General features: G+C 35.6%; 13 protein-coding genes and 2 tRNA genes. All 15 read right to left on the reverse strand.

Annotated features, from left to right (window positions below; genetic code table 11):
- The coding region (gene fusA / locus ACXJH6_RS02245; protein ID WP_456470145.1) for an elongation factor G at positions 1–1,416 on the reverse strand (1,416 nt) is incomplete at its 3' end.
- Between the two features lie 105 nt (positions 1,417–1,521).
- The gene (gene rpsG / locus ACXJH6_RS02250; RefSeq protein WP_456470146.1) at positions 1,522–1,989 is read right to left on the reverse strand and encodes a 30S ribosomal protein S7; all 468 of its coding nucleotides are present in this window, start codon (positions 1,987–1,989) and stop codon (positions 1,522–1,524) included.
- Positions 1,990–2,198: 209 nt separating this feature from the next.
- Positions 2,199–2,582: a 30S ribosomal protein S12 gene (gene rpsL, locus ACXJH6_RS02255; protein WP_007475311.1), complete on the reverse strand. Its 384-nt coding sequence runs from the start codon at positions 2,580–2,582 to the stop codon at positions 2,199–2,201.
- Between the two features lie 103 nt (positions 2,583–2,685).
- Entirely contained in the window at positions 2,686–7,200 is a 4,515-nt protein-coding gene (gene rpoC, locus ACXJH6_RS02260; RefSeq protein WP_456470147.1) for a DNA-directed RNA polymerase subunit beta', read from the reverse strand.
- A complete protein-coding gene (gene rpoB / locus ACXJH6_RS02265; protein WP_456470148.1) occupies positions 7,187–11,326 on the reverse strand; it encodes a DNA-directed RNA polymerase subunit beta in 4,140 nt (1,379 codons plus the stop codon). Before rpoB ends, rpoC begins: the two co-directional genes overlap by 14 nt.
- A gap of 85 nt (positions 11,327–11,411) precedes the next feature.
- Positions 11,412–11,783, reverse strand: coding sequence for a 50S ribosomal protein L7/L12 (gene rplL, locus ACXJH6_RS02270; protein ID WP_456470149.1), 372 nt, complete (start codon positions 11,781–11,783; stop codon positions 11,412–11,414).
- 29 nt (positions 11,784–11,812) lie between these two features.
- Positions 11,813–12,292 (reverse strand): 50S ribosomal protein L10, encoded by a 480-nt coding sequence (gene rplJ, locus ACXJH6_RS02275; protein ID WP_456470150.1) that lies wholly within the window; start codon positions 12,290–12,292, stop codon positions 11,813–11,815.
- A 93-nt stretch (positions 12,293–12,385) separates the two neighbouring features.
- Positions 12,386–13,087, reverse strand: coding sequence for a 50S ribosomal protein L1 (gene rplA / locus ACXJH6_RS02280; protein ID WP_456470151.1), 702 nt, complete (start codon positions 13,085–13,087; stop codon positions 12,386–12,388).
- Between the two features lie 40 nt (positions 13,088–13,127).
- Entirely contained in the window at positions 13,128–13,553 is a 426-nt protein-coding gene (gene rplK / locus ACXJH6_RS02285) for a 50S ribosomal protein L11 (protein ID WP_456470152.1), read from the reverse strand.
- Between the two features lie 10 nt (positions 13,554–13,563).
- Positions 13,564–14,106, reverse strand: a complete 543-nt coding sequence (gene nusG, locus ACXJH6_RS02290) for a transcription termination/antitermination protein NusG (RefSeq protein WP_456470153.1) — start codon at positions 14,104–14,106, stop codon at positions 13,564–13,566.
- A gap of 8 nt (positions 14,107–14,114) precedes the next feature.
- Entirely contained in the window at positions 14,115–14,303 is a 189-nt protein-coding gene (secE, locus tag ACXJH6_RS02295) for a preprotein translocase subunit SecE (RefSeq protein ID WP_456470154.1), read from the reverse strand.
- Positions 14,304–14,334: 31 nt separating this feature from the next.
- Positions 14,335–14,410: transfer RNA gene (locus tag ACXJH6_RS02300), tRNA-Trp, on the reverse strand.
- Between the two features lie 3 nt (positions 14,411–14,413).
- Positions 14,414–14,490, reverse strand: a tRNA-Gly gene (locus ACXJH6_RS02305).
- A 50-nt stretch (positions 14,491–14,540) separates the two neighbouring features.
- The gene (rpmG, locus tag ACXJH6_RS02310) at positions 14,541–14,693 is read right to left on the reverse strand and encodes a 50S ribosomal protein L33 (RefSeq protein WP_096260133.1); all 153 of its coding nucleotides are present in this window, start codon (positions 14,691–14,693) and stop codon (positions 14,541–14,543) included.
- 30 nt (positions 14,694–14,723) lie between these two features.
- Positions 14,724–15,122 (reverse strand): EF-Tu C-terminal domain-related protein (locus ACXJH6_RS02315; RefSeq protein ID WP_456470155.1); only part of this gene is annotated, 399 nt, incomplete at its 5' end.

Genomic DNA, 15,122 nt, shown 5'->3' on the forward strand with positions numbered 1-15,122 from the left:
TTCTCTTTTTAATCTATCAACAATAATTTCTAAATGCAATTCTCCCATACCAGAAATTATAGTTTGGCCTGTTTCTTCATCTACTTTAACTTTGAAAGATGGATCCTCTTCTGCAAGAGCAGCCAAACCTTTAGAAAGTCTTTCTTGATCAGCTTTAGATTTAGGTTCAATAGAAATAGAAATTACAGGTTCAGGAAACTCCATAGCTTCCAGAATTATTGGATCATCAGGAGTGCATAAAGTATGACCAGTAGATACATTTTTTATACCAATAATAGCACAGATATTGCCGGGATAAGCAACTTTCACATCTTCTTTTTTATTTGCATGCATACGGACAAGGCGTCCTACTCTTTCAATAGAGCGGGTATTTGCATTATATACATAAGAATTAGATTCCAATTTTCCAGAATAAATTCTTATAAATGTTAATTTTCCCATGTATGGATCAGCCATTATTTTAAAAGCAAGGGCAGTAAAAGGTTCATTAACATCGGGATGACGAATAATTTCCTCTTTTGTATCCGGGTGAAATCCTTTAACAGGAGGTAAATCTAATGGAGACGGTAAATAATCACAGATAGCATCAAGAAGAGGTTGAACACCTATATTTTTATAAGCAGAACCGCAAAAAACAGGAGTAACATTAGTGTCAATAACAATTTTTCTAAGAGCTTTTTTCAGTTGTTTTTCTTCTATTTTTTCCCCATACAGATAGAGTTCCATAAATTCTTCATCATACTCAGCTACTGATTCAAGGAGTTTTTCTCTATATTCCTCTGCTTGTTTTCTATACTCATCCGGTATTTCAGTTATATCATAAACTGCTCCTTTTTCCTTTTTTATACTATCTTCTGACCATATATAAGCTTTCATCATTACGAGATCAATAACCCCCCTAAAAGTTTCAGCAGAACCAATGGGAATTTGCATAACTACCGGATGGACTCCTAATTTTTTAATCATCATATCTACAACGCCAAAAAAATCAGCCCCAACACGGTCCATTTTATTAACAAAAGCAATGCGGGGGACTTTATATTTATCAGCCTGTCGCCAAACGGTCTCGGACTGGGGTTCAACGCCCCCAACAGCGCAGAAAAGAGCAACTGCACCATCAAGAACTCTGATAGCTCTTTCTACCTCAATTGTGAAATCAACATGACCGGGTGTATCAATGATATTTAATATATATCCTTTCCATGTACATTGAGTACATGCAGAAGTTATAGTAATACCTCTTTCTTTTTCTTGTTCCATCCAGTCCATAGTAGCTGCACCTTCGTGCACCTCACCGATTTTATGACTTACACCTGTGTAATAAAGAATTCTCTCAGTTGTAGTGGTTTTTCCCGCGTCGATGTGAGCTGCGATACCGATATTTCTAACCTTCTCAATAGGCGTCTTTCTTGGCATTATATTCTCCTTGTGTAAATTTGTAGTTGTAGATTATGAAGAAAAAAGAAAAGGAAAAACTTGAAGCTCATTTTCCATTTTCCATTTATAATTTTCAATTTGTTTTTACCATCTGTAGTGAGCAAACGCTTTGTTAGCTTCTGCCATTCTATGAGTATCTTCTCTTTTCTTAAATGCCGCTCCTCTTTCATTCGCAGCATCCCAAAGTTCGTTAGCAAGTCTTTCTACCATAGTTCTTTCGTTTCTGTTTCTTGCCGCGTCAACAATCCATCTAATTGCTAAAGTTTGTTGTCTTTCTGGTCTTACTTCCATAGGAACCTGGTATGTGGCACCACCAACTCTACGGCTTCTAACTTCAAGTAAAGGTTTTACATTTTCAATTGCTTTAAAGAAAACGTCAATTCCTTTTTCTTCGCCTTTTTCGTTTAATTTTTCAATAGCACCGTATACGATTTTTTCAGCTAATGTTTTTTTTCCGTCCCACATAACTTTGTTAATAAATTTTGTAACTACTTCGCTGTTATATACCGGATCCGGCATTACAGGTCTTTTTGGGGCTCTTCTTCTTCTCATAAAATTCTCCTTCTCTTCAGTTTTTTACCCTGCATTTCACAGGACTTACTCTACCTTTTGGCAGTGAGGAGCAAATTCAATGGAAAATTCAACAATTGAAAATGGAAAATTTTCCATTTTACATTTTACATTATCCATTTAATATCGCTCCTACTATAACCAAAACCAACTATTGCGTTTTGAGCTTCTTTAACCTATTTTAAAGTAAATTATTTTTTACCGGCTTCAGATTTTTTAGTTCCGTATTTACTTCTAGAGTGAACTCTTCCTTTAACACCGGCAGTATCTAAAGCACCTCTTACGATGTGATATTTAACCCCTGGTAAGTCTTTTACCCTACCACCTCTTACTAGTACAATGCTGTGTTCTTGTAGGTTGTGACCTTCACCCGGGATGTAACTAATTACTTCATATCCGCTAGTAAGTCTGACTTTTGCAACTTTTCTCAAAGCTGAGTTAGGTTTTTTAGGAGTAGTGGTATAAACTCTCGTACAAACCCCTCTTCTTTGAGGACAGCTTACAAGCGCAGGTGACTTTGATTTTTTGATAACTTTTTTTCTACCTTTTCTTACTAATTGGTTTATAGTAGGCATTCGCTTCCTTTTTTCTGAAATTTTGAATAGTTTTTAGTGCGGAATTATATCAAGATTTATGAAGATTTACAAATAATTTTTTCCTTATAAAAAGGAAAGAGGATTATTCATCCTCTCCGATATGATCAAGTTTAAGATCTCTGTCTTTATGATAAAACATTCCTGTACCTACAGGCACAACCCTTCCAAGTACGATATTTTCTTTAAAGTCTTCAAGATAATCGAATTTCCCTTGAATACTAGCTTCAGTAAGTACTCTTGTTGTTTCCTGGAATGAAGCGGCAGAAATGAAACTGTCACTTTGAATCGCCGCTCTTGTAATACCGACTAATACCGGTTCGGCAATAGCAGGTTCACCGCCGAATTTTTTAATTCTTTCGTTTTCTTCGTTAAACATCTTTCGACTTACCAAATCACCTTCGATAAACTTAGTATCTCCGCTATCTACAATTCTAACCTGTCTTAACATTTGATTTACGATAAGTTCGATATGTTTATCATTAATATTAACCCCTTGAAGTCTGTATACTTTTTGAACTTCGGCAACAATATATTGTTGAAGCGCCTTTTCCCCAAGGATATTTAAAATATCATAACTTGAAATTTGACCGTCTGTTAGTCTCTCACCTGCATGAACAAAATCGCCTTCGTGAACCAAAATTTGTCTATCAGCTGGTACTAGATATTCTTTAACGGCACTCTCACCCTCAACTATTAGTCTTTGTTTTCCTCTAATAGATTTTCCAAATTTTACAATCCCGTCTATTTCACTGATAATAGCCGGTGATTTAGGACGTCTTGCTTCAAATAGTTCGTTAACTCTTGGAAGACCTCCTGTAATATCCGTTGATTTTGCAACTGCTTTTGGTGTTTTAGCTAAAATATCACCTTGTTTAACTTCAGTACCTTCTTGGACATGAATAACTGTTTTTGGCTCAAGTACATATTCATAAACTCTGTCTTTTGCCGCTAAAATAATTCTTGGATGATATCCTTTTGGTAAATACTCTTTTACAATAATTCTTGATTCACCCGTTAATTCGTCAATTTGAGTAGTTACCGTAAATCCGTCAATTACATCTTCAAATTTAACAACACCGTCAGCTTCCGCTAAGATTGGGTTGGCAAACGGATCCCACTCGGCAATTACCTTGCTCTCACCGCTAATAGGTTCGGCAATAACTTCTCCCGCTTTTACAGGCGCGTTATCATCTTTTAAAATTTTACTTCCTCTTACAATATAATATCTGTCCGCTTCTCTGTCGTTTTCATCAACGATTACCGCAAACAGACCTTTATATTCATTGTCAAGGCCTATTTCAGTTCCGGCTTTTAGGTCGTAAACTCTCTCAAGATGGTCACCTGTCAATTTATAATATTTAACAATACCGCTGGCTTTACTTTCTACTTTCATAGGAACCGGCTCATTGTCATCAACTTTAAGCTCAGCTCCGTATGGAATACGTTGCGGAACATACCATGCTTCTTTTATTACCTCAACTATAGCATCGTCTTTTTTAACAGAAGCGTTTTTATAAGGAATATAAAGTTTCCCTTCTGTTTTTCCGGCAATTCCAGCAAGTTCTGTACCTTTAACGATATCATTTTTTCTTAAAGAATATCTTTTGATTGTTCCATCATCACAATGAACTTCCACCAACACCTCTTCGTGCTGTGTTTCAATTTTTACAATCCCGTCACATGGGGCTTTTAGTTTTGGCTCCACCAAAAGCACAGCCGCATTACGTCTGTTGGCTACAATTTTTTTACCGTCTCTGTTATATGTTTCAATATTGTAATATCTGATATAACCGTATTTACTTGCAACTATTTGTCTCTCTTCCTGAGTTGACCCGGCGATACCACCTGTATGGAACGTTCTAAGTGTTAGCTGAGTACCAGGTTCCCCAATAGACTGAGCCGCAATAATACCTACAGCCTCACCCACTTTTACAAGACGTCTCTCAGCCAGGTTCATTCCGTAACACTTAGCACATATACCTTTTGGCGCTTTACAAGTTAAAGCACTTCTAATTTTGACTGATTTTACACCTTTTCTGACGATTTCTTTTGCTTCTTCTTCAGTAATTAACGTACCTTCGGTATAAAGCACTTCGTTAGTAATAGGGTCGTATACATCATCGGCTAAGACTCTTCCGTAAATTCTCTCTTCAAGACTCTCAACCAGCGTTGACCCGTCCGTAATGTCAGTTACCTCAACACCTTCATGAGTTCCACAATCTTCCATAATGACTCTAAAGTTTTGAGACACGTCAACAAGTTTTCTTGTCAGATACCCCGCACTTGCTGTCTTAAGCGCAGTATCGGCAAGACCTTTTCTCGCACCGTGAGTTGAAATAAAAAACTCAAGAACGTTTAGACCTTCTTTAAAGTTTGAAATAATTGGAGTTTCAATAATTTCACCGTTAGGTTTTGCCATAAGCCCCCTCATACCGGCTAACTGTTTAATCTGAGACGCACTACCTCTAGCCCCAGAGTCGGCCATCATATAAATAGAGTTAAATCCGTCTTTGTCTTTTTTCATAATTTCAAGAAGTTTTTCTTTAATATCATTATCCACTTTAGTCCAGATATCGATAATCTTATTGTATCTTTCCTGCTCGGTTAAAAGACCTTTTTTATATTGCTCCTGAACTTCTTTTACTTTTTTAAGAGCCTCTTCGATAATTTTTGGTTTATCTTCAGGAACGATGATATCTGCCATAGAAATAGATACCCCTACTTTTGCCGCATATCTGAAACCTAAATTTTTAAGCTTATCCAAAAATTCAGCCGTTACTTTAAGACCTCCAACTTTGTAAACATAATCTACAAGCGAAGATATGTCTTTTTTCTTCATAATTTTATTATACATTTCAACAGGTACAAAATCAGGCGTAATTGAATGTAAAATCATTCTACCAGGCGTAGTTTCTACAATTTCGCCTTTTACTTTTACCTTTATTTTTGCATGTAAATCAACGGCACCTTCATCAAATGCTATTAATACTTCCTCAGGATTTGCAAACAGTTTATGCTCACCTTTTACTCCGTCTTTTACAAGTGAAATATAATAAACTCCAAGTACCATATCCTGGCTAGGTACGGCAATAGCTTTACCTGAAGCCGGTAATAGAATGTTCATAGAACTTAACATTAAAATTTTAGCTTCAGCAATAGCCTCTTGACTTAAAGGCACGTGTACCGCCATTTGGTCACCGTCAAAGTCCGCGTTAAACGCCGCACAAACTAACGGATGTAATTGAATGGCATTTCCGTCAATAAGTACCGGGTGAAACGCCTGAATTGACAATTTATGAAGTGTAGGCGCCCTGTTTAAAAGCACAGGATACTGGTCAACAACCTCTTGCAGACACTCCCAAACTTCAGGTGTTTTTTCTTCAATATGTCTTTTTGCCTGTTTAATTGTCGTAGCATAACCTTTTTCCTGAAGTTTACCAATTAAATGCGGTTTAAATAACTCTAACGCCATTTTCTTAGGAAGACCGCATTGGTCCATTCTAAGGTTTGGTCCGACCACAATAACACTTCTTCCCGAATAATCAACCCTTTTACCAAGAAGGTTTTGTCTAAATCTACCCGTTTTACCTTTAATAATATCGCTAAGCGATTTTAGAGGCCTTTTATTAGCACCTTTAATCGTATTTCCACGTCTACCGTTGTCAAAAAGCGCGTCAACAGCTTCTTGAAGCATTCTTTTTTCGTTTCTGATAATAATCTCAGGGGCGTCTAGTTCGATTAGCCTTTTAAGTCTTTGGTTTCTATGAATTACCCTTCTATACAGGTCGTTAACATCGGCAACCGCAAATTTACCTCCGTCAAGCGCGACAAGAGGACGTAGGTCTGGCGGAAGTACAGGAATTACAGACATTATCATCCATTCAGGTCTGTTATCACTATTTAAGAAACCTTCAACAATTTTAAGTTTTTTAACAATATCTTTTTTTCTGGCCTCGCTTTTTGTATTTTTAAGCTCTTCTTTTAACGAATAATACATTTCAGGCAAATCAAGTTCTTCAAGCATTTTTCTGATAATTTCGGCTCCCATTTCGGCATGAAAACCTGTATCTCCGTAAAGCTCTATAAGTTTTCTATATTCTTCCTCTACAAGTACATCACCTCTTTTTACGGGAGCATCACCTGGTTCGTAAACTACATACGCTTCATAATAAAGTACCCTCTCAAGGTCTTTCATTTTAATATCAAGAAGAGTCCCTATTCTACTTGGAAGGTTAGATACATACCAGATATGCGCCACAGGAGTTACAAGTTCGATATGCCCGAATCGTTCACGTCTTACTTTACTTGATGTAACTTTTACCCCACATTTTTCACAAACAATTCCTTTGTAGCGCATTTTTTTATATTTACCGCAAAGACATTCATAATCATTAATAGGACCGAAAATTTTTGCACAAAAAAGCCCGTCTCTCTCAGGCTTTAATGTACGATAGTTTATAGTTTCCGGTTTTTTAACCTCACCGTGAGACCAAGAAAGAATCTCTTCTGGAGATGCTATTTTTACCTGAACCGCATCAATGTCCTGCGGTCTTGTCTCTTCGTCCCAGTCAAGTTTGATATATTTAAATTTCTTCATTGTCCTCTTCCTTTTTATAAAACTCTAAATCAAGGCCAAGAGCTCTAAGTTCTTTGCTTAAAACAAAAAATGTTTCAGATAATCCCTCAATAGGTACATTTTCACCTCTTGTCAGTGCTCTGTAGGCTTTATTTCTACCTTCAACGTCATCTGATTTAGTAGTTAACATCTCTTTAAGGTTATATGCCGCACCGTATGCTTCAAGTGCCCATACTTCCATTTCCCCAAATCTTTGACCACCAAATAGCGCTTTACCACCGACAGGCTGCTGGGTAATAAGAGAGTATGGTCCTATACTTCTTGCATGAACTTTATCATCAACTAAGTGGTGAAGTTTTAGCATATACATATATCCGACATTTACCCTCTCTTTAATAGGCTCACCCGTTTTTCCGTCATAAAGCTGAGTTTTACCGTCTTCCGGAATTCCTGCCATTTCAAACAGTTTCTTAAATTCTTCTTCTGTTACCCCTTCAAAAACCGGAGTTGAAAATTTAACGCCTTTAGCCCAATCCTGAGCATATTTTAATAATTCTTCATTAGTCAAACTATCAAGGAATTTTTCAAAACGCTCTCCAAAATGAGCCACTTTTACTATTTCTTTCATTTTAGCTCTAAGTTTTTCCATCATATCGTTTTGTTTTTCTTTTAGAATATCCTGAATCTGTTCTCCAAGTTTTTTACCTACAAGCCCTAAATGAACTTCAAGAATCTGCCCGATATTCATCCTTGACGGAACCCCAAGCGGATTAAGAACGATATCAACTGTTTTTCCGTCTTTCATATAAGGCATATCTTCTTCAGGAACAATAATACTTACGATACCTTTGTTTCCGTGTCGACCCGCCATTTTATCACCGACTTTAATTTTCCTTTTATTGGCAATATAAACTTTAACCATTTTAGCAACGCCGTTTGGAAGAATATCGTCTCTTTCAAGTACTTCTAGTTTTTCATCGTACTCTTTTCTTATATTTTCTTTTTCCGCCTGATATTTAGCTTTTATATTTTCAAATTCCTGTTTTGTAGCTTCATCATAATATTCAACTAAACTCAACAGTAGAAATTTATTGATATTTTCAAGCTCTTCTTTTGGAATTTTATCTCCTGCTTTATAATGTTTCCCGTTAAGTTCCAAATCTTTAACAATAGCCCTTTGAGATAAAAGAGTACTTAACGCTATCATTTCCTCTTTATCGATAATTGAAAGTTTGTTTTTATAAATATCTTCTATTTTTTGTTTTTCTTCTTCATAAGCGCGTCTTGCTCTTTCATCAAGTTCATAACCTTTTTTAGTATAAACCTTAACGTCTATTACAACACCTTCCATACTAGCAGGAGCGTAAAGCGAACTGTTTACCACATGACCAGACTTATCACCAAAAATTGATTTAAGTAGTCTCTCTTCCGGTGTCGGTTTTACATCGCCTTTTGGAGAAATTTTACCGACTAAAATCATACCGGGTTTTACATATGTCCCAACTTTAATAATTCCGCTTTCATCCAAATGTTGAAGATGTTCTGGTTTTACCCCCGGAATATCGGCTGTAAGCTCTTCAAGTCCGTGTTTAAGTTCTCTAACCTCACAAACTTCTTCGTAAATATGAACGGACGTATACACATCATCTTTAATAATTCTTTCACTTAGAACTATGGCATCCTCAAAGTTATATCCGTTCCATGGCATAAAAGCAACAAGAACATTTTTACCAAGAGCGATTTCACCGTTATCCATATTAGGGCCATCAGCAATAACATCTCCGGCTTTTACAATATCGCCTTCTTTAACAATAGGTCTTTGGTCAAAGCATGTATTCTGGTTTGTTCTTAAATATTTTTCAAGCCCATAATGGTCTATATAAGCCCCGTTTTCATCTTCTCCAAGGATATAGATGTTTTTAGCGTCTACTTTAATAACTTTTCCGCCTCTTTTTGCTTTTACAATCTGCCATGCATCGCGAGCTACGTATTTTTCCATTCCTGTACCGACAATCGGCGCTTCACTTCTAAGCAGTGGAACACCTTGACGCTGCATGTTAGAACCCATAAGAGCCCTGTTTGCGTCGTCATGCTCTAAGAATGGAATTAAACTCGCACCCACCCCTACAATCATTTTAGGGTTAAGGTCATAAAGGTCCACTTCTTTTTTATCCACTAAGATAATTTCACCGTCTTTTCTTGCTTCAATTAAATCTTCAAGAATTTCGCCTGTTTCCTCATCAATTCTAACTGATGCCGGAGCAATTACTTTTTCTTCTTCCTGAGTCGCTGTTAAATAAACAATTTCATCCGTAACACGTCCGTCTTTTACAACTCTGTAAGGAGATTCGATAAATCCAAACTCATTTACTTTCGCATAGGTTGAGAGTGTATTTACAAGACCGATATTTTGACCTTCAGGTGTTTCAATAGGACAAATTCTACCGTAATGACTTGGATGAACGTCCCTGATTTCAAATCCGGCCCTTTCTCTTGTAACTCCGCCTTCACCAAGAGCGGATAATCTTCTTTTATGGGCAACTTCGCTTAATGGGTTCGTTTGGTCCATAAACTGAGAAAGCTGACCTGTTGCAAAAAAGTCTAAAATTGTAGTGGTTACAAGTTTTGTATTTACTAAATCCATCGGTAATAAATCGTTAACATTGGTAACCGTAGTCATTTTATCTTTAATAGTTTTTTGCATTTTAGCAAGACCGTCTTGAAGTTTATTTGCTAAAAGCTCACCTATACTTCTAATTCTTCTGTTTCCTAAATGGTCTCTATCATCTATTTGACCTACACCGTTTTTTACTCCAATTAAATATTGAATAGTTTTAATAATATCTTGGTAAGTTAAAACGGTTACTTCATCAGGTACGTTTAAACCAAGTTTATGGTTCATTTTCATACGACCGACTTTTGTCAAATCATATCTTTCCGGGTCAAAAAACAGTTTTTCAAACAGTTCTTTTGCCGTTTGAGGATTCGCAGGCTCACCTGGTCTCATTACCTTATAAATTCTAATTCTTGCCAAATCGTTTTCGTTTTCAATACCTTCAGTCTGTTTTAAAATTTTTAAAGTTTCTATATCTTGATGAAAAGCTCTTAAAATTCCATCATCAACCCCATCTGCTAAATCATTAACGATTTTAAAATGCTCTATTTGAGATTCGGCTATTTTTTTAAGTTTAACTTCATTTAAAACAGTTAAGGTATCAAATAAAATTTCCCCTGTTAGCGGGTCGTAAATAGGCTCTGCTAAATGTCTATCAAGAAGCAAATCTATAGGATATTCAACAAATTCGTATTTTTCTTGAAGCTCTTTTAATTTTCTTTTAGTAAGTCTTTTTCCGGCAGGAAGTATTACATTTCCGTTTTCATCTTTTAAGTCATAATCAAATTTTCCTACTTCTAATTGAGATGTAGGCATTAAAAACATATTATTTTTTACATAAATATCTATTAAAGGATAAAACATTTTTAAAATATCTTCTTTGCTATAATCCATAGCTCGAAGTAAGATTGTAACAGGTACTTTTCTTCTTTTATTAACTCTTACATATAAAACATCTTTTACGTCATATTCAAAATATACCCAGCTTCCTCTATCCGGAATAATCTGAGCAGAATACAATAGTTTATTCGAATTTTGAGCTTCTTCTTGCTTAAATATAACTCCCGGACTTCTGTGAAGCTGATTAACAATAACTCTTTCAACCCCGTTTATAATAAAACTGGTTCTTTCCGTCATTAAAGGAATGTCTCTAATAAATAGGGTTTGTTCTTTTATATCTTTAATACCTATTTTTTCACCCGTTTTTTCATCTCTTTCATGTAATATAAGTCTTATTTTTATTTTAATCGGAATAGAATATGTAAGGCCTTTTTCCATACATTCTCTAACCGTATATTTAGGCTTTTTAAATTCAATTCCTGCATATTCAAGTGTAATTCTGTTTTGGGCATCTGTAATTGGAAACATTGATTTAAACACTTTATGAATTCCACTCTTTTCAGGTTCTTCAGGATTTATAAAATCTTTAAACGAATTTTGCTGAAGATGTAAAAGATTAGGAATATCCAATATTTGAGGGATTTTTGAAAAATCAAGTCTTAATCTATTAGCTGATTTTAATTGGTTTAGCATAGGCGCTCCTGGGTGAGATTTTGTTGTAGAAATTATTAAATAAATTATTTTATATCAAAAAAAACGAAAAAAAGCAAGGAAGAAATTATTTAACTTCTACTGTAGCTCCCGCTTCTTCTAGTGCTTTTTTGATTTCTTCCGCTTCTTCTTTGCTTACTGCTTCTTTAATTGTAGTAGGTGCACCGTCTACCATCTCTTTAGCTTCTTTAAGCCCTGCACCAGTAATTTGTCTTACAACTTTAATTACGTTAATTTTTTTAGCACCTGGGTCTTTTAAGATTACATCAAACTCAGTTTTCTCCTCAGCTGCTTCTCCACCTGCTGCTCCAGCACCGGCTACTACTGTAGGTTGTGCGCTAACTTCAAACTTTTCTTCAAAAAGTTTTACTAACTCGTTTAATTCTTTAACTGTTAAGTTTTCAATAGTTTCTAAAATTTGTTCAAATGTACATGCCATAACTACTCCTCCTATTTTTTATTTTATTTTTATTCTTGTTCTTTTTTTTCAATCAGTTTTTGAAGTCCCCATGCAAATTTTGCAACAGGAGATTTCATCATAAATGCAACCATACCAAGTAATTCATCTTTTGTAGGAAGTTTACTTACTTCTTCTACATATGCGGCATCTTTAACTTCACCTTCAACTACGGCACCCTTAATTTTAAAACTGTCTTTAAAATCTTTTGCGTGTTTTGTAATTATTTTAGCAAGAGTGATTTGGTCCTCACCCCATATAAAAATATTGTTTTCTTCAAAATCAGCTTCGATTCCATTATTTTTAAGAGCAATTCTAGCAAGCGTATTTTTTACTACTTTTGCTTTTCCTCCCGCTTCTCTAACAGCTTTTCTTAAAGTTTCTAAATCCTTTACCCTCTGACCTTTAAAATCAGCATAAAAAATACTTACTTCATTGGTAAATTCTTTAGAAAGCTCTTCAACAATTTGTTGTTTTAATTCTTTTTTCATAAAGCTCCTTTCTCTTAGACTCGGCAGGAAATTAAGGCTTTTAAAGCCTCCTGCTTTCTAAGTCACTTGGACTTAGGCACCTTTGCCTAGTGTTTATTTATATTCTGCTAATTCGTTAACGTCTAGTTTAACGCTTGGACTCATAGTAAGGCTTAGTGCCGCGTTTTGAATATATCTTCCCTTAGCACTTGCCGGTTTCATTTTATTAATTTTTTCTACGAATGCAATCGCATTTTCAAGCAACTGCTCAGGTGTAAAACTCGCTTTCCCGATTCCTACGTGCATATTACCTTTTTTGTCAACTCTAAAATTAACTTGACCTGCTTTTGCATTTTTAACAGCAGTAGCAACATCTACAGTAACTGTTCCTGTTTTAGGGTTTGGCATAAGACCTTTAGGTCCTAAAATTTTACCGAATCTTCCAAGTTTACCCATCATATCAGGCGTTGCTATCAAAATATCAAAATCAAGATTTCCATTTTGGATCATTTCCAGAATTTCATCTTCTCCTACAATATCAGCCCCTGCAGCTTTAGCCTCTTCTGCTTTGTCATCTTTTGCAAGAACAGCAACTTTTACTTCTTTTCCTGTTCCGTGAGGCAATACTACACTACCTCTAATCATTTGATCAGCATGTCTTGGGTCAACACCAAGTCTAAGCGCAAGTTCAACAGTTTCGTCAAATTTTGCAGATTTTAATTCTTTTACTTTTTCAACAGCTTCTTTTAAAGAATATACGTCTTTATCTATTTTCTTTAAGAGCTCTTGATATCTTTTACCATGTTTTTTTGCCATTTTCACTCCTACGCAATTTTTTGCTTCCACTCAGGTGGTATTAATCTACTATTTCTATTCCCATACTTCTTGCACTTCCAGCAATAGTTTTCATTGCAACTTCAACATCATCAGTATTTAAATCTGGAAGTTTTTTCTCAGCTATTTCTCTAAGCTGAGCTTTTGTAATTTTTCCAACTTTTTCTTTAAGAGGATTTGAACTACCTTTTGTAATACCGGCAGCTTTTTTCAAAAAGTCAGTCGCTGGCGGTTGTTTAGTGATAAATGTAAAGCTTCTATCACTATATACTGTAATTTCAACAGGAATTGTAAAGCCCATCATATCTTTTGTTTTTTCATTAAACGCTTTACAGAATTCCATAATGTTAATACCTCTTTGTCCTAGTGCCGGACCTACCGGAGGTGATGGATTTGCTTTACCTGCTGGGATTTGAAGTTTAAGAACCTCTACTACTTTTTTTGCCATCCCTTATCCTTTATACAATTTTTTCTACTTTTGTGTAATGTATTTCTACAGGCGTGCTTCTACCAAAAATGGTAACATTTAGTTTTAGCATACCTTTTTCATAATCAAAATCTTCAACCTCACCTGTAAAGTTAGCAAAAGGACCGTCTATGATTCTTACAACTTCACCTTCTTCAAAACTAACCTTAGGTTTAGGTGCAGATTTTTGTTTTGCTTTTTGTAAAATAAGCTCTATATCTTCTTTTTTAAGAGGAGTTGGCTTTTTAGATTCACCAATGAATCTACCAACTTTTGGAAGAGATTGAATTTTATGCCAAAGTGCAGTATCCAAATCGGCTTCTAAAAACACATATCCAGGATAAATACTTCTTTCATATATTTTTTTCTTACCGTTTTTTACTTCTATAACTTCTTCTGTAGGCACTATTACCTGACCTATTTTATCTTCTAAATGAAGCTCTTTTTTTAAGTTTTCAATAGCTTTTTTTACGGCAAGTTCACTTCCAGAATAAACTTGAAGAGCATACCATTGCATATTTTTATTTTCAGCCATATTTATCCTTATAATACTACTTTAAGAATTCCGCTCATTATTAAATCCACTAAACTTAAAAACAGTGTAACAACAGTTACAATTACTACTACAGAAATAAAAGCCTGCTTTACTTCATTAGGTGTCGGAAAAATAACTTTATCTAATTCAGCTTTTGCAGCTTTAACATAATCTATAAAAGCTTTTATTTTGTTCATAACAAACCTCTTCCAAAAATTGGCATTTTGATGGCAGGGCAGGAGGGACTCGAACCCCCAACAAGCGGTTTTGGAGACCGCCGCTCTACCATTGGAGCTACTGCCCTAAGTGGAGCGGGCGACGGGACTCGAACCCGCGACCCTCAGCTTGGAAGGCTGACGCTCTAGCCAACTGAGCTACGCCCGCTCATTAGACCCTACTTTATAGAGTCTAATGAAAGGGCAAAAAGCCCAAAATTAAAGTTTAGATTCTTTGTGAACAGTGTGTTTATTACACCATTTACAGTATTTTCTAATTTCAAACTTTTCAGGATGTTTTCTTTTTTCTTTTGTAGTGTGGTAATTAAATCTCCCACACTCAGTACATTTTAGATGAATAATTTCTCTCATCATTATCCTTTAAAAATAAGGGGAAAGCCCTTATTCTATAATTTTAGTAACAACTCCAGCACCTACAGTTCTACCACCTTCTCTGATAGCGAATCTTGTACCTTCTTCAAGTGCGATTGGAGCGATTAATTCTACAGTTAATTTTACGTTATCACCAGGCATAACCATTTCTACACCTTCTGGTAATTGAATAGTACCAGTTACGTCAGTTGTTCTGATGTAGAATTGCGGTCTGTATCCGTTAAAGAACGGTTTATGTCTTCCACCCTCTTCTTTAGTTAATGCGTAAACTTCTGCTTCGAATTTTGTATGAGGTGTAATACTTCCTGGTTTTGCAAGAACCATACCTCTTTCAACTTCGTCTTTTCCGATACCTCTTAGAAGTACCCCTACGTTGTCACCAGCTTGAGCTTCGTCCATTTCTTTTCT

The sequence above is a fragment of the Caminibacter sp. genome (assembly GCF_053999135.1).

Coding starts and splice junctions, on each gene's coding strand:
- rpsG (WP_456470146.1), bottom strand. CDS start 1,989: ATGAGAAGAAGAAGAGCCCCAAAAAGACCTGTAATGCCGGATCCGGTA.
- rpsL (WP_007475311.1), bottom strand. CDS start 2,582: ATGCCTACTATAAACCAATTAGTAAGAAAAGGTAGAAAAAAAGTTATC.
- rpoC (WP_456470147.1), bottom strand. CDS start 7,200: ATGAAGAAATTTAAATATATCAAACTTGACTGGGACGAAGAGACAAGA.
- rpoB (WP_456470148.1), bottom strand. CDS start 11,326: ATGCTAAACCAATTAAAATCAGCTAATAGATTAAGACTTGATTTTTCA.
- rplL (WP_456470149.1), bottom strand. CDS start 11,783: ATGGCATGTACATTTGAACAAATTTTAGAAACTATTGAAAACTTAACA.
- rplJ (WP_456470150.1), bottom strand. CDS start 12,292: ATGAAAAAAGAATTAAAACAACAAATTGTTGAAGAGCTTTCTAAAGAA.
- rplA (WP_456470151.1), bottom strand. CDS start 13,087: ATGGCAAAAAAACATGGTAAAAGATATCAAGAGCTCTTAAAGAAAATA.
- rplK (WP_456470152.1), bottom strand. CDS start 13,553: ATGGCAAAAAAAGTAGTAGAGGTTCTTAAACTTCAAATCCCAGCAGGT.
- nusG (WP_456470153.1), bottom strand. CDS start 14,106: ATGGCTGAAAATAAAAATATGCAATGGTATGCTCTTCAAGTTTATTCT.
- secE (WP_456470154.1), bottom strand. CDS start 14,303: ATGAACAAAATAAAAGCTTTTATAGATTATGTTAAAGCTGCAAAAGCT.
- rpmG (WP_096260133.1), bottom strand. CDS start 14,693: ATGAGAGAAATTATTCATCTAAAATGTACTGAGTGTGGGAGATTTAAT.